This is a genomic window from Streptomyces sp. RLB3-17 (assembly GCF_007113425.2).
Taxonomy (GTDB): Bacteria; Actinomycetota; Actinomycetes; order Streptomycetales; family Streptomycetaceae; genus Streptomyces; species Streptomyces mirabilis_D.
Genome location: NZ_CP041610.2, coordinates 9,342,914 through 9,361,089 on the forward strand (window position 1 = coordinate 9,342,914; position 18,176 = coordinate 9,361,089).

An 18,176-nucleotide genomic window follows, 5' to 3' on the forward strand; every position below is an offset into this window, starting at 1 on the left:
TCTGTGTGTGCCACTGGCTTACTTGAGTCAGGCAAGCATATGTGAAGTACTTGAGTCAAGCAAATGGTTCGCTAAGTTACTTGACTCAGGCAATCAGATGCTAGACTGGCCCCATGCCCACACCGCCGCCCGCAGACGTTCCCGTCTCGACCGCCATGCTGGAGATCGAGCGCGCCCTGAGCCGCATCACCTACCTGGCCAGAGGGATCCGCCAGCACGATCGGCTGATGGCGCTGGCCGGAGTGGCGCTGGACCGTGCCGCGACGGCGCTGCTGCGGCAGATCGCCGACTCCGAGCCCCTGCGCCCCGGCGAGCTGGCAGCCCGGCTGGCCGTGGAGGCGTCCCACATCACCCGGCAGGTGCAGCAGCTGGAGAAGGCCGGTCTCGTGACCCGGGTTCCGGACCCCGACGACCGTCGTGCGCAGCGCATTCAGATCACCCCGGCAGGCGAGGAGGCGGTCCACCGCGTCCGCGAGGCGAGCACGCGGGGTATGCAGATGGCTCTGGCGGACTGGTCACCGCAGGAGTTGGAGCAGCTCGCCACCCTGTTCCACCGGATGGTGGACGACTTCCTCTCCTATGCCATCGAGGACGAGGAGACCCCCCGGGAGCCGGCCGGGGCTGCCCGCCCGGCCTGATCCAACGGCCCGCTCGGCGGTTCCCGAGCGCGACCTCAGCACGACCCCAGCGCGACCGCACCGCCCCCGACGCGACCAGCGGCCCAGCCCACGACACCCCGCCTCCGACGACCGCCCGGCAGCGCCCCGCCCGCTTCGACCGCTCGACGCCCCGCGCAGTCGGCCCGCTGAGCGGCAACCCGCACAGCCCGTCGCACCGTTCGACAACGACCCGCGCACCCCGCCGAACCGCCCACGGCGACCGCACCCCCCGCCCGCGACGACCCGCACCACCCCCGGCCCGACCACGCAGAAGTGCCGCCCCTGGAGCCCGCTCAGAAGCGCCGCAGCGCACTCCACGGTGGCGGACGTCCCTTCGGAGACCCGCGGAGGAGTCCCCGTGAGTGCACCGTTTCCCTCACTCGTACGCGTCCGAAGCACCGCCTCTGCCGCACGGCGGACCCGGCGGAGACCTCCGACCGCACCCCTCTCGTCGCTCGGTGCCGCTCCCGCGTGAAGTCCGGCCCTACACGAATGGTCTTTCCATGTACGGATACGTGAGTGAGCGGCGGTCGCCGGTGCGTGGGCAGGGTCAGCATGTCCTCGTGGTCGCCGACGGCCCCGAAATCACCGAACTGCTCTCGACCACACTGGAACTGGCGGGCTATCACGTCAAAATCGCGGCCGACGGCGCCGAGTTGACGGCCCGGCTCGCCGAGCACCACTTCGACCTGGTGGTCCTCGACGCGATGATGACCGACCTGGGCGGCGTCCCCCGCAGACACCGGCTCGCGCCCAGCGGGCGACCGCCCGTGCTGCTCCTGACCGAGTGCGACTCCCTGGGCAGTCTCGTCCCCGATCTGGGCCTGGGCGAGGTGGACTACGTCACCAAGCCCTTCCGGATCGCCGAGGTGCTGGCCCGGGCGCAGGTACTGCTCCGTGGCAGGGGCGCGGGGCGCGGGGACGGCTCGCCGCACTACGGCGACCTGGTTCTCGACGACGCGACCTGCCAGGCGCGGCGCGGACAGCGGGCGCTCGATCTGACCCCCGCCGAATACCGGCTGCTGCGGCATCTGCTGGTCAACGCGGAACAGGTGTTCTCGAAGAACCAGATCAGCCGGCACGTCTGGGGTGAGGTCCGTGCCGAGAACGCGATCGAGAAGCTCGTGTCCCGCCTTCGACGCAAGGTGAACCAGGAGGAACCGGCCCTCATCCACACCCGCCGGGGCTTCGGCTACTGGTTGGGCCGCGCCACCCTGTGAGGAACCGCGGCCGTGTGACCTCGATCACGTCAGCTTGAAGTCAGGCAAAAGGCCGGAGGGCGTCAGCCCGGTTCGGTTGCCTGGGCTCAACCAGGTCCACAACCGGGTCTTCGACCACCTTGTTCCGGCCTGCGGTTGAGGTCGGACCCACGACCGAGGAGTGACATGGCCGACACACAAGGGCGTGGTGATCCGGCTGATGGACGGGCGAGGCGGATTCTGGTCGTCGGCGCCTCGGCCGCCGGGCTCGCTGCGGTGGAGACCCTGCGCGGGGAGGGGTACGACGGCACGCTGACCCTGGTCGGTGCGGAGACGCGCACGCCGTACGACCGGCCGCCGCTGTCGAAGCAGGTCCTCGGCGCGCGGTGGGAGCCCGAGCGGCTGGCGCTGCGCGCGCAGGCGGAGTTGGACGGGCTCGGTCTCGATCTGCGGCTGGGGGTCGCCGCGACGGCTCTTGACGCGGCGGCTCGTACGGTCCTGTTGGCCGACGGCACGCGACTGTCGTACGACGGTCTGATCGTGGCCACCGGGGTGCGCCCGCGCAGGCTCCCCGGCGAGGGCGCGCACGTACTGCGCACGGTGGACGACGCGCTCACCCTGCGGGAACGGCTGGGGCACGGGCGGCGACTCGTGATCGTCGGTGCCGGGTTCCTCGGCGCGGAGGCCGCCGCCGTGGCGCGCCGCATGGGCACGGAGGTCACGCTCCTCGAACCGGCCCCGGTTCCGCTGGCGCACGCGGTGGGCGAGGAGGTCGGGCGGGTGTTCTCGGCGGCCCACCTGGAACACGGCGTCGATCTGCGGACCGGTGTGACCGTCACCGAGGTGACGGAGGACGGGGTGCGGCTCGCGGGCGGTGAACTCGTGGACGCCGACGAGGTGTTGGTCACGATCGGGTGTGTGCCGAACACCGGGTGGCTCGAGGGCAGCGGCCTCAAGGTGGCCGACGGCCTGGTGTGCGACCAGTACTGCGCGGCCGGGCCGGGGGTGTACGGGGCGGGGGACGTCGCCCGTTGGTACAACCCGCTGTTCGGTACGTCGATGCGGATCGAGCACCGGACCAATGCCGCCGAGCAGGGCGTCACCGCCGCCTACAACCTGCTCCACCCCGAGGCCCGCAGGCCCTTCGCCCCGATCCCGTACTTCTGGTCGGACCAGTACGACATGAAGGTGCAGGCGTTCGGCCATCTGCGCGGGCACGACGAGATCGTCGTGGTGGAGGGCGAGATGAGCGAGCGTCGGTTCCTGGCCATCTACCGCACCGGTGACCGGCTGGCGGGAGCCCTCGCGGTCGGGATGCCGCCGAAGGCCATGCGTCCCTGGCGGCAGGCCATCGCCATGGGCACCAGCTGGCACGAGGCGATACGGGCGTGGGCGTGGGCGACGGACGCCGATGCCAAGGAGATCGTCCACGGCGAACCGTCGTTCTGAGCACCGCCCGCGGGAGGGCCCGCGCGTCGCCACGCGGGCCCGGTCGGCCTACGGCCTACGGCCTCGTCTCCACGGTCGTACCCGCCGAAGTATCCGCCGAGGTACCCGTCGAAGTGCCCGCGGAACTGCCCTCGGAAGGGTCCGCGGGCGTGGACGGCTCCCCGGCCACCGGCGTCGACGGGGTGCCGGCGAGCGGGCTTCGGCGGGGCAGGCAGGCGGCGAAGCCGAAGGCGACCAGGGCGGCGCCCGAACCGATGGCCATGACCACCCGGAAGGCGTTCTCGGAGGGCAGGGCCACGGAGCCGAACGTGGTGGTCATCTGGGCCAGGGTGACACCCGCGACCGCGCTGGAGACCGACGTGCCGATGGACCGCATGAGTGTGTTGAGGCTGTTGGCCGCGGCGGTCTCGGAAACGGGCACGGCTCCCATGACGAGCGAGGGCATCGCGCCGTAGGCGAGTCCGACGCCGGCCCCGATGACGCTGGAGACGAGGACGAGCTGCCAGATGGCGGACATCATCGTGACGCCGAGGCCGTAGCCGGCGGCGACCACGAGGGCCCCGAGCATCAGCGTGACCTTGGGCCCCTTGATCTTGGAGATCCGCGCGGACAGCGGTGCCGTGGCCATCATCACCAGGCCGTTGGGCGCCATGACCAGGCCGACGACCATCATCGACTGCCCGAGGCCGTAGCCGGTGGCCTTCGGCAGTTGCAGGAGCTGCGGCAGCACCAGGGCCATCGCGAACATCGAGAAGCCGAACACGGCGGAGGCGAGATTGGTGAACAGCACCTGACGCCGTGCGGTGGTCCGCAGGTCCACCAGCGGCTGTCCCGCACGCAGTTCCCAGCGGCCCCACACCAGCAGCACGGCGACGGCCACCGTGAACAGGGCGAGGGTCGTGGCGCTCGCCCAGCCCCAGTCGGCCCCCTTGGAGATCGCCAGCAGCAGACACAGCAGCGCGGCCGACAGCCCGGCCGCGCCCACCAGGTCGAAGCGTCCGCCGGTGCGCACGGACGACTCCGGTACGAGCGTCACGACGAGCACGGCCGCCACCACGCCGAAGCCCGCCGCGGTCCAGAACAGCAGGTGCCAGTCCGCGTGGTCGGCGAGGAACGCGGCCGCGGGCAGACCGAGCGCGGCACCGATGCCCAGCGAGGCGCTCATCATCGCGGTCGCCCCGCCGAGCCGCTCGGGCGGCAGTTCGTCGCGCATGATGCTGATCCCGAGCGCGATCACACCGGCCGACAGGCCCTGCAGGGTCCGTCCGACGACCATCGGGACGAGGCTGTCGCTGAGCGCGCACACGGCGGATCCGGCCACCAGCATGGCGAGGCTCGCCAGGAGCATCCGCCGCTTGCCGTACATGTCACCGAGACGCCCCACCACCGGGGTCGCGACGGCGCCCGCGAGCAGGGTGGCGGTGATCGCCCACGTGGTGTCCGAGGCCGAGGCGCCCAGGTATCCGGGAAGCTCCGGGACCAGGGGGATCACCAGGGTCTGCATCAGCGAGACGACGATCCCGGCGAAGGCCAGCACCGCCACGACGGTGTCCGGCCGTGGCGGACCGCTCGTCCCGGAGCCGGACGGGTGAGCAAGGGCCTCGGACATGGCGGAGCCTCCGTCTGGGTGCTGCGATGGCCAGATTTTAAAGCAGCTGCTTGACTTAGATTACTGGAGGGAGTTGCCTCCTCGTGTGGAGACGGCTGAATCGGAGGGGACCGCTGAATCGGAGGAGACCGCGATGGACGTACATGACGACGAGCCGACGTTGACCTACCCGATCCCCGGCGCGACGCCGCTGGGACCCCCCGAGGAATGGGCGAGACTGCGACGGCGGTGTCCGGTGGCGCGCGTGACCCTGCCCAGCGGCGACGAGGCATCCCTGCTCACCCGCTACGCGGACGTCAGACAGGTGCTGTCCGATCCCCGCTTCAGCCGCCTGCTGAACGCCGACGACGCCGCCCGGATCTCCGCCACCCCATCGGGCGGGGCCTTCAACGACGAGATGTCCAACGCCATGCCGCAGACCGGCGAGGCCCACCGGCGCTGGCGGCGGATGGTGAGCAAGTGGTTCACCGCCAAGCGCGTGGCCGCGCTGCGCCCGGGGATGGAGGCGATGGCCGACCGGCTCCTCGACACCATGGCGGAGCACGGCCAACCCGCCGACCTGAAGGCCCACTTGGCCTTTCCGCTGCCGGTGTGGGTGATCTGCGATCTGCTCGGCGTCCCCGACGAGGATCGGGACCGGTTCTCCTACTGGTCGGACACCCTGCTCAACCTCACCAAGTACGGACAGGCGGAAATCGACGCGGCACAGGCCGAGTTCGTCGCCTACATGACCTCCCATGTCGCCGCCAAGCGGGCGCACCCGGGGGACGACCTGCTCAGCGACCTCCTCACGGCCACCGACCCGACCGGATACCGGCTCACCGAGCAGGAGTTGGTGTACACCGGCCAGGGCCTGCTGGTCGCCGGGCACGAGACCACGGCGAACATGATCGGGAAGATGGTCGCCATGCTGCTGGCCGACCGGCGGCACTGGGAGCGGCTGCTCGCGGACCCCTTGTTGGTGCGGCCCGCGGTCGAGGAGGTGCTGCGCATGGACGCCAACCCGGGACTCGGCATGCCGCGTTACATCGGCGAGGAGACCGAGGTCGGCGACACGGTACTGCCCAAGGGCACCACCGTGCTGTGCAGCATGGCCGCCGCGAACCGGGACGAGACCGCCTTCGAGGACGCCGGGGAGATGATCCTCGACCGCACCCCGAACACCCATCTGGCGTTCGGTGTCGGCCCGCACTCCTGCCTGGGACAGACGCTCGCCCGAACCGAGTTGGGAGCCGTCCTCGACGTACTGCTGCGTAGGCTTCCCTCGCTCGGCCTGGCCGTTCCGGTCGAGGAGCTGCGACGGCTCGAGGGACTGGTCGTCGGAGGGCTGCGCGAAGTCCCGGTGAGGTGGTGACCGGCCATGGCGGCCAGAACCGTACGGGCCGAACAGGTCAGTGCGACGCGGGAGTCGATCCTGAGCGCGGCGGAGCGGCTGTACGCCGAGCAAGGGGTGTACGCGGTCTCCAACCGCCAGGTCAGCGAGGCCGCGGGGCAGGGCAACAACGCCGCGGTCGGCTATCACTTCGGCACCAAGGCCGACCTGGTGCGGGCGATCGTGCGCAAGCACTTCGTACGGATCGAGCAGGTGCGCCTGCGGCTGCTCGCCGAGCTCGACGAGGAGAGCGCCGACATCCGCGACTGGGTGGCCTGCCTGGTGCGCCCCCTCACCGAACATCTGGCCGAGCTCGGCCGGCCCTCCTGGTACGCCCGCTTCACCGCGCAGGTGATGACCGATCCGGCGCTGCGCCGGATCGTGATCGACGAGACCCTCAGCTCCCCGTCGATGCGGATGGTCCTCGAACGGCTGCACCGGTGCCTTTCCGACCTGCCGGTCGAGGTGCACGCCGAGCGCAGTGACATGGCGCGGGAGCTGATGGTGCACATGTGCGCCGAGCGCGAGCGCGCCCTCGCCGACAACACCCCCACGCCACGGTCCAGTTGGCACGACACCGCACTCGGCCTGACCGATGCCGTCGTCGCGCTGTGGCTGGCACCGATCACGCCCTGCCCGCGCCGGCAGCGGGGTGAGATCTGCCGCGACTGATCCCGCTCGTACGGGATCCGCGGACGAGACGACGATGCATTGGCCTGGTGAAGGAGGCGCCTCCGGCGCACGCGTCCTGGCGGCCCGTCGTGAACAGGGCCCGGCGGCCCGTCGTGAACAGGGCCCGGCGTCCCTTCGTATCCCTTGTCGAGTACGCGCGAACCGCACCGGCGAAGGAAAGAGACGACGTGCCCCAGCAGCGACGGCAAGGACGCCTCGGCCGAACGCCTTCCCCCGCCCGTCTCGCACACCGGGCCGCGGTCGCCGGGAGTCTGGCCCTGCTTCCCCTGGCCGTGGGCTGCGACGCCGGAGGGGAGGAGGCGGCGGCCGAGCGCAAGGCGTCGAAGAAGACCGCCGCCGTCGAGGTGGTGGCGCCCGCGGACGTCGAGGTGATCGCGAATCTCACCGGATGCAAGGTCACGATCCGCATCGAGGCGAAGGAACTCCGCGAGGGTGCCTGCCACACCGAGACCGGCGACTACCTCATCACGACGTTCCCCGAAGAGCGCCACAAGGTGACCTGGCTGGACAGCGCCGCGATCTACGGGGGCACCTATCTCGTCGGCCCGCGCTGGGCGATCAGCGCGGAGCCGAAGGTCCTCGAACCGCTGCGCGCGAAGGTCGGTGGAACCGTCCGGCGACTGCGGGACTCCAGCGCCACGACCGCGCCTTGACGAGGATCCGCCCCCACGGTGTGACCTCCCGTCCCGCGTTACGTCTTCTGCGCGACAAGTCGGGAGGGTTGAGGCGTGAGGCGGTCCAGGCCCTTGCGGTCGTAGTAGCGGGTCATGGCGAGGCCGAAGAGGAGGGCGAGGGCGGCGCCGACGGCGATCATGATCCAGGAGCGGGTGAGGCCGGCGTCGGCGCGAGCGTCGAAGAAGAGGATGGCGCGGACGCCGACGCTGAGTTGGCGCATGGGTTCGAAGAGGCTCAGGAAACGGTAGAAGCCCGGGACGGCTTCGAGGGGGACGGTGGAACCGGAGGAGGGCAGGCCCAGAACGATGAACACGAACATGGAGACGAGCTGGCCGATGCCCCCGAAGGCGGCGTTGATGGCCTGCACACCCAGGCCGACGGCCAGTGACGCGCAGTAGGAGTAGATCCACAGCAGGGGCAGGTGCGAGGCGTCCATGCCGAGGATCCCGACGGTGGCGATCATGACCAGCGTGGTGGTCAGAACGGTGATCCCCGCGGTCATGGCCATCTTCAGCAGCAGCGTCTGGGTGCGGCTGATGGGCACGGTGGGACGGCGGGCGTGCCAGGGGCCGATCTCGTTGTCGGCGTAGCCGAGGGCGGTGTCGACGCCGTTGCTGATGACGTTGCCGCCGAGGAAGCCGGCGAGGACGAGGAGCAGGGTGTAGTAGAACGCGCTCAGTCCCAGACCGCTGTGGTCGCCGATCGGGTGGCCGACCTGGGTGGCGACGGCGACGGGGTCGGCCAGCACGAGACGGGTGGTGGCGTCGGCGCCCGCGGTGGCGGGGGAGTCCATCAGCTGCATGCCGATGGCCAGGGAGGCCTGCTGCGCGGCCTGTTGGGTGATCCGGCTCGCGAGGGAGGAGCCGAGACTGCCCATGCCGGGGTTGGTGAGCACGGTCAGGGTGGGCCGGGTGGTGGCGTTCGCGGTGGTGAGGGCGGCGGCGGTGGTCGTGAAGTCGGCGGGGACGACCAGGGCGCCGTAGATCTTGCCGGAGGCCAGCCTGTCCTGGGCCTGGGCGCCGGTGAGGGGCTGCCAGTCGGCCTTGCCGGAGGTGTCGGCGGTGAGGGAGCGGGTGACCTGTGTGCCGAGGTTCGTGGTCTGCCCGGGCAGCGGTCTGCCCTGGTCGGCGTCGACGATGCCGATGGGCAGGTGGCGCAGCTCCCCGTTCGGGTTCACGATGCCGCCCATGTAGAGCAGTGACAGCAGGAACGCCAGCAGCCCGCACAGCACGGTCGGCACCAGCCACAGCTTCGGCCGGCGCAGGAGCGCGGCGGCGCGGGCCCGGACGCGGGTGTCGTCGGCGGGGGGCGTGCTGTCGGCGGCCATGGCTCTCCGTGGGTGGGTGCGGCGCGGGACCTGCGTGGGCGGGTACGGGCGCCCGCACCAGGCCAGGATGGAGGCTGCGGCGGCGCGGCGGTCAGCGACGCGCCGCGCACGGAACGCCACGGGGGCACCGCGCCTCTTGCGCGGCGCCGCGCGGACCGGCGGTCACGCGCCGGCCCCCTCCGGTCGCGCGCCGCGCGGGATGCCCAGCGCGCACACCGCGCCCACGAGGACGACCGCGACGCCGACCCACACCGCCGGGTGCAGACCGTCGATGAACCGCCGGGGCGTGCCCATGCCGCCGTGGGCGACGAAGACCGAGCTGAGGACCGCGATACCGAGGGCGCCGCCGATCTCGCGGACGGTGGTGTTGGCGCCGGAGGCCTTGCCGGCGTGCTCCTTGCTGACCGAGCCGAGGACGACCGCGGCCGTCGGGGCGAACACGAGGCCCATACCGACACCGGCGACGATCATCGGGGCGACGAGGGAGGAGTACGGGGTGTCGATGTCCGCGACCACGTTGATCCAGCCGAGACCCACGCCCTGCAGGAAGAGCCCGAGGGCCATCAGCCTGCCGCCGCCCACCCGGTCGGAGAGCAGTCCGGCGACGGGGGCGACGAACATGGGCATCAGGGTCCAGGCCAGGGTGCGCACGCCGGCCTCGAACGGTGTGCGCTGCGGCACGATCTGGAGGTACTGGGCGAGCAGGAACAGCGAACCGAAGACGCCGAAGTACATCGCCGCGGAGACGACGTTGGTCAGGGTGAAGGCACGTACCCGGTAGAAGGAGAGGGGCAGCATCGGCGCGGGAACCCGCGCCTCCCAGGCCACGAAGACGGCGAGCAGCACCGCGCCCCCCAGGAACGCCCCCAGCACCTTCGCCGAGGTCCAGCCGTCCGTGTCGCCGTGCACGATGCCCCACACCACGGCGCACAGTCCGGCGGCGGCCAGCACCATCCCGACCAGGTCGAGGCGGACGCCCGGAAGCGCGCTCTCGCGCAGGGTGAGCAGGATGAGCGGTACGGCCACGACGCCCACCGGCACGTTGATCCAGAAGATCCACCGCCAGTCCAGCCCGTCGACCACCGCGCCGCCGACCACCGGGCCCATCGCCACCGCCAGCCCGCTGATACCCGACCACAGACCGAGGGCGAGGCCGCGCAGCCGCTCCGGCACGGCCTGGGAGAGCAGGGTCAGCGACAGCGGCATCACGGCAGCGGCGCCGAAGCCCTGGACCGCGCGACAGCCGATCAACTGCGCGCTGCTGTCGGCCAGTCCGCAGCCGGCGGAGGCCAGGGTGAAGACGACGATGCCGATCACGAACACCCGCCGGCGCCCGAACCGGTCGCCCAGGGCGGCACCCGTCATCAGCAGACAGGCGAAGCTGAGCACGTACGCGTTGACGAACCACTGGAGCTGCTGGGTGGACGCCTCCAGGTCCACGGCCAGGGTGCGCAGCGCCGTGGAGACGACGAGGTTGTCCAGCGCGACCATGAACATGGGCACGCTGCACGCGACGATCGCGAGCCACAGCGGCACCCTTCGTCGCCCGCGCGCCGGGTCGACCGAAGGGTCGTCCAGGGCCGGGCTTCGCTCGGACAGCGTCATGACGGTATGTCTCCTTGGGCGATGAAGAGTTGGTCCGGGAGAGGGGCGGGAAGGGGCGCGGCGGGAGAGTGTCAGGCGGGGCCGGGTCCGGTGCCGGAAGGTCCGCGCTCGCCGGTGGCGTCGGCGCGCTCCTGCTCGGCGAGCCGTCGCCGGGCGTCCGCCCAGCCGAGGGGGAGTTCCGAGGCCGGAATCTCCCAGAACGTGAAGACCGAGCCGCTCGTCGTGGACCGCAGCCCGGTCATGATCGAGCGGTGCGGTTCGGTCTTCGCGTAGGTGTAGAGGGCCCGCTTGTCCTCCCAGGCCGACAGCGTCCAGAAGGTGCGCTTGAGCGGCTGGGCGACGAGCGTGGCGCCGTACGCGCCGGCCGCGCCCTTCACCTGCTTCCACGCGGCCAGGGACCGCAGGAAGAAGCGCGGGACGTCACGGAAGGAACGGACCTCGAAGCGTGAGGCCATGACGAACGCCCGGGAGTCCGGTGCGGGCACGTTGACGGTGGTCCAGGGGAGCGTGGGCATGGTGGCGCCTTCTTCCACAGAGGCAGGACGACGGGAGAGGCAGGACGACGGACGGAGGGCCCAGGGAAGCGCTCGACGGACGGAGATCCGGGGAGCGCTCATTGGATACCCCTGCTATCCATGTTAGACAGTAGAGATATCCAATGACCAGAGCGGAGCCGACCCAATGCGTATGTCCGAGCTGAGCCGCCTCAGTGGCGTCTCCGTCACGACGATCAAGTACTACCTCCGCGAGGGGCTGCTCCCGGCGGGCCGGCAACTGTCGGCGACCCAGGCCGAGTACGACGGGAACCATCTGCGCAGGCTGCGCCTGATCCGCGCGCTGACCGGCGGCCGGGGGCTGTCCGTGAGCACCGCCCGGGAGGTCCTGGGGGCCCTGGCGGAGCACACCGGCGACACCCATCGCCTGCTCGGTCTCACCCTCGGTTCGATCGGGCCCGTCGAGGATTCCGCGGAGGACTCCGCTGATCGGGCCGAAGTCGACTCGCTCGTAGGGGAGTTGGGCTGGGATGTCCACAAGTCGGCGCCCGCGCGGGCGACTCTGGCCGAGACCCTGGGCTCGCTGCGCGGCCTGGGCGTGCCGCTCGACCAGGGCGCGCTCGTGCCCTACGCCCGGCTGGCCGAACGCACCGCGGCGCTCGACCTCGACCAGCTCGACGGAATCGACGACCCGCTGGAACTGGCCGAGCGCGCGCTGCTGCTCACGGTCCTGCTCGAACCCGCGCTGATGGCGCTGCGCCGCATGGCCCAGGAGAACGAGTCGGCGCGGCGTCACGGGGGCGGTCACCGATGATCGGACGGTTGCCGTTGAACGGCCGGCCGCCATTGGACGGACCGTGTGGTTCGGGTGGCGCCGACCGAGGGGCGCCGATCAGGCGGTGGTCGCGATCAGCGCGGGTCTTCCGGGAGGCAGTTGGGCAGGGCGTTCAGGCCGTCGTGGTCGAGCACGGAGACGCCCTGGGTCACGGTCATCTGATCCCTCCGTGGATACTCCGACCTTCAGGGTGGAGAGGAAACGGACTCCTGCGGAGCAGGGCAGGGAAAGACGATTCGCCGCCAGGGCGGATCGTCGTTCGCGGCCAACTACCCGCAGATAGTCACAAGTCGATGCGATAGTTTGTGAGCTGTGACCACTCACGTGAAGCGGGCGTATCGGTACCGCTTCTATCCGACGGATGCGCAGGCAGCCGAGCTGTCGCGCACGTTCGGGTGCGTGCGGAAGGTCTACAACATGGCGCTCGCCGCCCGCACCGAGGCGTGGACGCGTCAGGAGCGGGTCAACTACCACCAGACATGGGCGATGCTGACGGCGTGGAAGAAGACCGAGGAGCTGGCCTACCTGAACGAGGTGTCCTCGGTCCCTCTCCAGCAGGCTCTGCGGCATTTGCAGACGGCGTTCACCCATTTCTTCGGCAAGCGGGCGAAGTACCCGCGTTTCAAGTCGCGGAAGAAGTCCAGGAAGTCCGCCGAGTACACCACCAGCGCGTTCCGTTTCCGGGACGGTGAGCTGCGGCTCGCGAAGATGAGCGAGCCTTTGCGCATAGAGTGGTCCAGGCCGCTCCCCGAGGGTGTGAACCCGTCCACGGTGACCGTGTCCCAGGATGCGGCGGGGCGCTGGTTCGTCTCCCTGCTGTGCGACGACCCCGGCGTCAAGCCGCTCCCCGAGAACGGGAACGCGGTCGGCATCGACGCCGGGCTGGACCATCTTCTGACCCTCTCGACCGGGGAGAAGATCGCCAACCCCCGGCACGAGCGCCGGGACCGTGCCGCTCTGGCCAGGGAGCAGCGTCGTCTGGCGAAGAAGGAGAAGGGCTCGGCGAACCGGGCCAGGGCCCGGCTGAAGGTCGCGAAGATCCACGCGCGGATCGCTGACCGGCGCCGCGACACGCTGCACAAGATCACCACTCGGCTCGTTCGTGAAAACCAAACGATCGTGATCGAGGACCTGACCGTGCGCAACATGGTCAAAAACCACCGGCTCGCCCGCGCCATCAGCGACGCGGCTTGGAGCGAGTTCCGGAGCATGCTGGAATACAAAGCCCAGTGGTACGGGCGCGAGGTGATCGCCGTGGACCGGTGGTTCCCCTCCTCCAAGCTGTGCTCCGCCTGCGGCACCCTGCAGGACAGGATGCCGCTGAACGTCCGCACCTGGACGTGCGACTGCGGCATGACCCACGACCGCGACGTGAACGCGGCGCACAACCTTCTGGCCGCCGGGCTGGCGGTGACAGTCTGTGGAGCTGGCGTAAGACCTCAACGGAGTACTCCGGACAGGCAGTCGGCAACGAAGCAGAAACCCTCACGGCGCGAGCCGTAAGAATCCCCCTCCTTCAGGAGGGGGAGAAGTCAACACGGCCAGCAGATGCACGGCCCCCGGGAGGTCCGCGTCGGCGGCGCGGGTCAGGGTCTCCGTGTCGCCCGCTGCCCAGGCCCGGACCGCCTGCCCGAAGGCGAACTCGTAGTGCGGGGGAGCCGCCGTGGCCGCATGTTCGGCGGCCCGGCCCACGTCACGGGCCGCGGGCTGGGCGGTCAGGGTGAGGCGCAGGGTGACGTCCATGACGGCACAGAGATAGGTGTACGTGTCGTCGAGGGCGGACTCGTCCAGGGTGTCCAGGGCCGAGGCGACGGTCCGCGCGTCCTCGTCGGCGTACCCGCGCAGCAGGAGCAACGCGGTGTGCCGGGCGGGGTGGGGGCCGGTGATCCGGTCGTGGGGCGAGGGAACGGAGGGAGGGTGCGACACGCGGTGGACTCCTTCGGCGGGCAGCCCGAACTCCGGACGGTCCACCGCTGAGCTGCACCAGACCGTGGACTCCGGCCGACCCTAGTGAAGCCCGTCGGCCACCGCGTCCAACCGGCGTCCGATCCCGCATACGGAGATCGGACCACGTCCGATCGCGTACGGCGCCCTTCTTCGGACCTCCGGCGTCACCGTCCGCGGCCGTTTGGTTGACGTCTCAAGTGGGATGACCTAGGGTCAAAGTTGAATGTTCAAGTTAATAGCCCTCGACCCGCAAGCCGGAGCGCCCTCACCCACGTAAGGACCGGCATGAATTCCCTCCTTGACCCCGAGGTGCCCGCCGGAGCGTACGACCGGTTCCTGATCGACGCGCTGCCGCGAGCCCGGTCCCAGCGTGCGTGGACGCCCGAGGACGGACCGCTTCCCGCGCTGTACCTGAGCCACGGCGCGCCCCCGCTGTTCGACGACGGACCATGGCTGCGGGAACTGTTCGAGTGGGCCCAGTCCCTGCCGAAGCCCAAGAGCGTCCTGATCGTCTCCGCACACTGGGAGGCGGCACCGCTGTGCCTGTCCGCCCCGGCGGCGCACACCCCGCTCGTCTACGACTTCGGCGGCTTCCACCCGCGCTATTACACGATGACGTACGACACCCCCGACGCGAACTCCCTCGCGCACCGCGTGGCCGGGGCCATGCCGGACGGCGAGTCGCTGTACCAGCACCCCTCCCGCGGCCTCGACCACGGAGCCTGGGTGCCGCTGATGGCCATGTACCCCTTGGGTGACATCCCGGTGCTCCAGCTCAGCCTGCCCACCCACGACCCCGGCCGGCTCCTCGAACTCGGCGCCCGGCTCGGCCCGTTGCGGGAGGAGGGCGTCCTCGTGATCGGCTCGGGGTTCATGACGCACGGGCTGCCCCACCTCACCCGCGAGATGCTGACGAAGGGCGAAGTGCCGCGCTGGTCCTCGGACTTCGACACCTGGGTCGCCGACGCGCTCGCCCGCGGCGACGTCGACGAACTCGCGGCCTTCCGGACCAGCGCGCCAGGAATGCCGTACCCCATCCGACGGTCGACCACTACATCCCGCTGTTCGTCACGCTGGGCGCCGCCCCGAGGGCCGACCGGGCGGTGCGCACCACCGTCGAGGGTTTCATGATGGGCTTCTCCAAGCGGTCCTTCCAGACCGCGGTGTGAACCATTGAACCCTCCGTACCGACACAAACCGCCTTCACCCCAACGGAGTTGAGACATGAACGACCGTGCCGACCAGACCATCGACGCCCTGCGCGGCGGACACGACTACCTGACCGCCGTGGTGCACGGGCTCGCCACCGCCGACCTCACCCGGCCGTCCGGGGCGTCGGAGTGGGACGTGTCCCAGGTCCTCAGCCACCTGGGCAGCGGCGCGGAGATCGGCCTCGCCTCTCTGGAGGGTGCGCTGAACGGCACCGGGCCCAAGGACGGCGACTTCAACAAGTCGGTGTGGTCGCGCTGGGACGCGATGTCCCCGGTCGAGCGCGCCGAGGGCTTTGTGACCGCCAACGAGGCGCTGGTGCGCGGGTACGAGGCTCTCGACCCGCGGGCCCGTGCCGAACTCCGGGTCGACCTCGGCTTCCTGCCCGCGCCCGTGGACGTCGCGACGGTGGCGGGTCTGCGGCTCGGCGAGTTCACCCACCACACCTGGGACGTGGAGGTGGCCTTCGACCGTACGGCGGTTCTGGCGCCCGCCGCGGTCGAGCCGCTCCTCGACCAGTCCGGACTGCTCATCGGCTTCCTCGGAAAGGTCGAGGCCCTCGGCGGGCGGCAGGTTCGCCTCGCTGTCCACACCACCGCTCCCCGGCGCGCGTTCGGGCTCGACCTGGTCGACGCGGTCGCGCTCACCGACGAGCCGGCCGAGCCCGACGCCGTCCTGAGCGCACCGGCCGAGTGGTGGCTGCGGCTCGTCACCGGCCGCCATGCCGCCGCCCACACCCCGGCCGAGGTGACCCTCAAGGGTGACACCCTCACCCTGGACGACCTGCGACGCGTCTTCCCCGGGTTCTGATCCGCCGGTCCATCCCCTGAGGGGTTACTTCCCCGGCCCCTCGGGGGCCGTATCGCCCCCCTCGACCTCCCTGGAGTCCGCACCGGGATGCGGCGAGGGTGGCAACAGGTCGTGCAGTGCCTCGTACCGCTGCGCGCAGGCCGTCTGTGCGATGGCCTGCGAGACGGCGTCGGCCAGCGGGCCCGTGGACTCGCGCAGCAGCCGACGCGCCTTGTCCGTGAGGACCACCTCGATACCGCGCCGGTCGCCGCACGCCGAGCGCCGTGTGATCAGTCCCGCGTGTTGCAGACACGCCACCTGATAGGTCAGCCGCGTCTTGGGGCGCCCCAGCAGTTCCGCGATCTGGGTCATCCGCAGGCCGGAACCGGGCTGGTCGGCCAGCAGGCAGAGCACCAGGAACTCGTCGTGCGAGACGTCGAGGGTGTCCTTGACGCGGGAGCGCAGTTGCTGCTCGATCGCCCCGGCCGCCGCCAGGAGACGCATCCAGGCCCGCAGCGGGGCGGGCAGCAGCTCACCGTCGCCCGACGGCTCGCGTTCGGGCAGGTCAGCGGGGGCGGAAGGGTCGGCCATAGTGTCACAGTCTACCGGTTGTCCAAATTTGAAGAACCGGCTAGCGTGGAGTCATCCAAATTTGGATGACCGCATTGTCCCCACAGTCCCCGTGTGCCGCGCGCCCCGTGTGTCGCGCACCCCTGCGCACTGCCTGTAACCGTCTGGAGAACTCTCATGACCGTCGCCGTCGAAACCGGCCTGTGGCAGCTCGACCCCGCCCGTACCAGCGTCGCCATCAAGCACAAGACGATGTGGGGCATGGTCACCGTGAAGGGCACCTTCAGCGGAGTCGCCGGAGAGGGCGAGGTCCAGCCCGACGGGACCGCCCGCGGCACCATCACCCTGGATGTCGCGTCCCTGGACACGAAGAACGCCAAGCGGGACAAGCACCTCCGCTCCGCCGACCTCTTCGACGCCGACCGCCACCCCACGATCACCTTCGCCGTCCGTGACGCCGTCCTCGGTCAGGACGACACCGTGGAGATCAACGGGCAGCTGACCGTGCGCGGCATCAGCCGGCCGCAGCCCGTCACGGGTCGGGTGACCGGGGCGAGCGCCGACACCGTCACGCTCACCGCGGAGTTCACCGTGGACCGCGACCAGTTCGACATGGGCTGGAACCAGATGGGCATGATCCGCGGCCTGACGACCGTCACCGGCACGCTCGTCTTCTCCCGCGCCAAGGGCTGAGCCGACCCGGCGCCGGGGCCCGGGCCCTACGGCCCTACCGGCCCCGGCGACCTTGGCGTACGCGCTCAGCGCACCTTGCCGTGGAAGGCCGGGTGGGCGTCGAGCCGACGTACGTAGTCGCGGAGCCGGCCGTACGGCGAGAGGGACTCCGTCGGGCCGAGTCGGGTCAGGGCCACCCAGAGGTCGACGTCCGCGGCCGTCAGCTCGTCGCCCAACGCGTGGACGTGCGAGGCGAGTTGCCGGTCCAGTGACTGGAGTGCCGTCGTGCGCGCGAGCGGCGGCGCGGTGGGGGTGACGTCCCGGTCGAGGAGTTCGCGCAAGGCGTCGATGTCCGCGGTGAGGGCCGGTGGGTTCAGCCGGGGGAGGCGGGCGTCGCCCTGGCAGACCGGCAGTCCGGCGAGGTCACGCAGGATGTCCGGCGTGTGGTTGCTGACGATCCGTCCGCTCCAACGGTCGCACAGCGCGGGCGCGGTGAGCGGACCGTCGTAGTGGTGCCAGGTGGCCTCGTACGCGCCGCGCAGTGCGGCGAACGCGTCGGGTGTCTCGGCGGGAAGCGTCAGCAGCGTGGTGGCGACCGAGTCGTGGAGTCCGAGCAGCTCCAGGGTGACCGAGATGCGCAGCGAACGCGGACAGCCCTCGGCGAGGTACAGCTGATAACGGTGCGGCGCCGGGTAGAAACCGCCGGCCAGGCCGACGCCGATGCGGCTGCGGATGCGGTGGGGGCGAGGGGCGGCGAGCGACACTGTCTTGGGCATGACTCTCCAGGGAACGTCGAAGCCCCCGCGGCCCGTTGGGCGGCGGTGGCGGAACGGAGTGACTGCGCTGACGTACGGGCCGGTCCGGATCGTGGGACGTGCCCGACCGGACGGACCGTGTGGACCAGTACGCGCGGGACGGACCGCAGGGACCAGTACGCGCTGGACGGACCGCGTGGACCAGGACGGACGGACCGCCTGGACTAGTACGCGCTGGAGACCCGCTGCAGATCGATGTGCAGGCGCCTGGTCAGACCGTTCGTGCTCCTCCTGGCCATTCCCATCGCTCCCGTGTC

General features: G+C 70.8%; 18 protein-coding genes and 1 pseudogene. 11 read left to right on the forward strand and 8 right to left on the reverse strand.

The window, feature by feature from the left end; all coding sequences use genetic code 11:
* The first annotated feature begins 113 nt into the window (after positions 1–113).
* The 3 genes from FNV62_RS41925 (at position 114) to FNV62_RS41935 (ending at position 3,307) form a co-directional block, all read left to right on the forward strand.
* The gene (locus FNV62_RS41925; protein WP_054230167.1) at positions 114–638 is read left to right on the forward strand and encodes a MarR family winged helix-turn-helix transcriptional regulator; all 525 of its coding nucleotides are present in this window, start codon (positions 114–116) and stop codon (positions 636–638) included.
* Between the two features lie 524 nt (positions 639–1,162).
* Complete coding sequence (locus tag FNV62_RS41930; protein WP_143603541.1) at positions 1,163–1,879, forward strand: response regulator transcription factor; 717 nt, start codon at positions 1,163–1,165, stop codon at positions 1,877–1,879.
* A 165-nt stretch (positions 1,880–2,044) separates the two neighbouring features.
* Positions 2,045–3,307 (forward strand): NAD(P)/FAD-dependent oxidoreductase, encoded by a 1,263-nt coding sequence (locus tag FNV62_RS41935; RefSeq protein ID WP_181360949.1) that lies wholly within the window; start codon positions 2,045–2,047, stop codon positions 3,305–3,307.
* 55 nt (positions 3,308–3,362) lie between these two features.
* Here FNV62_RS41935 and FNV62_RS41940 read toward each other — a convergent pair whose 3' ends face one another.
* Positions 3,363–4,916: an MFS transporter gene (locus FNV62_RS41940; RefSeq protein WP_143603542.1), complete on the reverse strand. Its 1,554-nt coding sequence runs from the start codon at positions 4,914–4,916 to the stop codon at positions 3,363–3,365.
* A gap of 133 nt (positions 4,917–5,049) precedes the next feature.
* On the opposite strand from FNV62_RS41940, the gene FNV62_RS41945 reads away from it, so the two are divergent.
* The 3 genes from FNV62_RS41945 (at position 5,050) to FNV62_RS41955 (ending at position 7,634) form a co-directional block, all read left to right on the forward strand.
* A complete protein-coding gene (locus tag FNV62_RS41945) occupies positions 5,050–6,270 on the forward strand; it encodes a cytochrome P450 (RefSeq protein WP_144315993.1) in 1,221 nt (406 codons plus the stop codon).
* 6 nt (positions 6,271–6,276) lie between these two features.
* Complete coding sequence (locus FNV62_RS41950) at positions 6,277–6,960, forward strand: TetR/AcrR family transcriptional regulator (RefSeq protein ID WP_144315994.1); 684 nt, start codon at positions 6,277–6,279, stop codon at positions 6,958–6,960.
* A gap of 188 nt (positions 6,961–7,148) precedes the next feature.
* The gene (locus tag FNV62_RS41955) at positions 7,149–7,634 is read left to right on the forward strand and encodes a hypothetical protein (protein ID WP_060895443.1); all 486 of its coding nucleotides are present in this window, start codon (positions 7,149–7,151) and stop codon (positions 7,632–7,634) included.
* Positions 7,635–7,672: 38 nt separating this feature from the next.
* On the opposite strand, the gene FNV62_RS41960 is transcribed toward FNV62_RS41955, so the two are convergent.
* From FNV62_RS41960 to FNV62_RS41970, 3 genes are all read right to left on the reverse strand, one after another.
* Complete coding sequence (locus FNV62_RS41960; RefSeq protein WP_143656255.1) at positions 7,673–8,983, reverse strand: YhgE/Pip domain-containing protein; 1,311 nt, start codon at positions 8,981–8,983, stop codon at positions 7,673–7,675.
* A gap of 162 nt (positions 8,984–9,145) precedes the next feature.
* Positions 9,146–10,588: an MFS transporter gene (locus FNV62_RS41965; RefSeq protein ID WP_143629054.1), complete on the reverse strand. Its 1,443-nt coding sequence runs from the start codon at positions 10,586–10,588 to the stop codon at positions 9,146–9,148.
* Positions 10,589–10,659: 71 nt separating this feature from the next.
* On the reverse strand, positions 10,660–11,103 hold the full coding sequence (locus FNV62_RS41970) for a DUF3291 domain-containing protein (protein WP_143629056.1): 444 nt from the start codon (positions 11,101–11,103) through the stop codon (positions 10,660–10,662).
* A 166-nt stretch (positions 11,104–11,269) separates the two neighbouring features.
* Here FNV62_RS41970 and FNV62_RS41975 point away from each other — a divergent pair, with 166 nt between their 5' ends.
* Positions 11,270–11,896 (forward strand): MerR family transcriptional regulator, encoded by a 627-nt coding sequence (locus FNV62_RS41975; RefSeq protein ID WP_143651752.1) that lies wholly within the window; start codon positions 11,270–11,272, stop codon positions 11,894–11,896.
* A 333-nt stretch (positions 11,897–12,229) separates the two neighbouring features.
* Complete coding sequence (locus FNV62_RS41980; RefSeq protein WP_144315995.1) at positions 12,230–13,420, forward strand: RNA-guided endonuclease InsQ/TnpB family protein; 1,191 nt, start codon at positions 12,230–12,232, stop codon at positions 13,418–13,420.
* Here FNV62_RS41980 and FNV62_RS41985 read toward each other — a convergent pair.
* Positions 13,403–13,843, reverse strand: a complete 441-nt coding sequence (locus FNV62_RS41985; protein WP_143629061.1) for a hypothetical protein — start codon at positions 13,841–13,843, stop codon at positions 13,403–13,405. The two genes, FNV62_RS41980 and FNV62_RS41985, sit on opposite strands and share 18 nt — an antisense overlap.
* 306 nt (positions 13,844–14,149) lie before the next feature.
* On the opposite strand from FNV62_RS41985, the pseudogene FNV62_RS41990 reads away from it, so the two are divergent.
* Positions 14,150–15,033, forward strand: a pseudogene (locus FNV62_RS41990) (dioxygenase).
* Between the two features lie 55 nt (positions 15,034–15,088).
* Positions 15,089–15,883: a maleylpyruvate isomerase family mycothiol-dependent enzyme gene (locus FNV62_RS41995; RefSeq protein WP_143629063.1), complete on the forward strand. Its 795-nt coding sequence runs from the start codon at positions 15,089–15,091 to the stop codon at positions 15,881–15,883.
* A 24-nt stretch (positions 15,884–15,907) separates the two neighbouring features.
* Here the strand turns inward: FNV62_RS41995 and FNV62_RS42000 are convergent, their stop codons facing one another.
* Positions 15,908–16,453 (reverse strand): MarR family winged helix-turn-helix transcriptional regulator, encoded by a 546-nt coding sequence (locus tag FNV62_RS42000; RefSeq protein WP_097287162.1) that lies wholly within the window; start codon positions 16,451–16,453, stop codon positions 15,908–15,910.
* Between the two features lie 156 nt (positions 16,454–16,609).
* On the opposite strand from FNV62_RS42000, the gene FNV62_RS42005 reads away from it, so the two are divergent.
* Positions 16,610–17,125, forward strand: a complete 516-nt coding sequence (locus FNV62_RS42005; protein ID WP_097287163.1) for a YceI family protein — start codon at positions 16,610–16,612, stop codon at positions 17,123–17,125.
* A 65-nt stretch (positions 17,126–17,190) separates the two neighbouring features.
* Here the strand turns inward: FNV62_RS42005 and FNV62_RS42010 are convergent, their stop codons facing one another.
* Positions 17,191–17,880 (reverse strand): glutathione S-transferase C-terminal domain-containing protein, encoded by a 690-nt coding sequence (locus FNV62_RS42010; RefSeq protein WP_060894711.1) that lies wholly within the window; start codon positions 17,878–17,880, stop codon positions 17,191–17,193.
* A 203-nt stretch (positions 17,881–18,083) separates the two neighbouring features.
* Positions 18,084–18,164 carry a putative leader peptide gene (locus tag FNV62_RS58140; protein ID WP_351660076.1) on the reverse strand — a complete coding sequence of 27 codons (81 nt, stop codon included), beginning with the start codon at positions 18,162–18,164 and terminating at the stop codon, positions 18,084–18,086.
* Between the last annotated feature and the right edge of the window lie 12 nt (positions 18,165–18,176).

What these genes read in the sequence shown, in the direction of transcription:
- FNV62_RS41925 (WP_054230167.1), top strand. Translation starts at nt 114, where the DNA reads ATGCCCACACCGCCGCCCGCAGACGTTCCCGTCTCGACCGCCATGCTG.
- FNV62_RS41930 (WP_143603541.1), top strand. Translation starts at nt 1,163, where the DNA reads ATGTACGGATACGTGAGTGAGCGGCGGTCGCCGGTGCGTGGGCAGGGT.
- FNV62_RS41935 (WP_181360949.1), top strand. Translation starts at nt 2,045, where the DNA reads ATGGCCGACACACAAGGGCGTGGTGATCCGGCTGATGGACGGGCGAGG.
- FNV62_RS41940 (WP_143603542.1), bottom strand. Translation starts at nt 4,916, where the DNA reads ATGTCCGAGGCCCTTGCTCACCCGTCCGGCTCCGGGACGAGCGGTCCG.
- FNV62_RS41945 (WP_144315993.1), top strand. Translation starts at nt 5,050, where the DNA reads ATGGACGTACATGACGACGAGCCGACGTTGACCTACCCGATCCCCGGC.
- FNV62_RS41950 (WP_144315994.1), top strand. Translation starts at nt 6,277, where the DNA reads ATGGCGGCCAGAACCGTACGGGCCGAACAGGTCAGTGCGACGCGGGAG.
- FNV62_RS41960 (WP_143656255.1), bottom strand. Translation starts at nt 8,983, where the DNA reads ATGGCCGCCGACAGCACGCCCCCCGCCGACGACACCCGCGTCCGGGCC.
- FNV62_RS41965 (WP_143629054.1), bottom strand. Translation starts at nt 10,588, where the DNA reads ATGACGCTGTCCGAGCGAAGCCCGGCCCTGGACGACCCTTCGGTCGAC.
- FNV62_RS41970 (WP_143629056.1), bottom strand. Translation starts at nt 11,103, where the DNA reads ATGCCCACGCTCCCCTGGACCACCGTCAACGTGCCCGCACCGGACTCC.
- FNV62_RS41975 (WP_143651752.1), top strand. Translation starts at nt 11,270, where the DNA reads ATGCGTATGTCCGAGCTGAGCCGCCTCAGTGGCGTCTCCGTCACGACG.
- FNV62_RS41995 (WP_143629063.1), top strand. Translation starts at nt 15,089, where the DNA reads ATGAACGACCGTGCCGACCAGACCATCGACGCCCTGCGCGGCGGACAC.
- FNV62_RS42000 (WP_097287162.1), bottom strand. Translation starts at nt 16,453, where the DNA reads ATGGCCGACCCTTCCGCCCCCGCTGACCTGCCCGAACGCGAGCCGTCG.
- FNV62_RS42005 (WP_097287163.1), top strand. Translation starts at nt 16,610, where the DNA reads ATGACCGTCGCCGTCGAAACCGGCCTGTGGCAGCTCGACCCCGCCCGT.
- FNV62_RS42010 (WP_060894711.1), bottom strand. Translation starts at nt 17,880, where the DNA reads ATGCCCAAGACAGTGTCGCTCGCCGCCCCTCGCCCCCACCGCATCCGC.
- FNV62_RS58140 (WP_351660076.1), bottom strand. Translation starts at nt 18,164, where the DNA reads ATGGGAATGGCCAGGAGGAGCACGAACGGTCTGACCAGGCGCCTGCAC.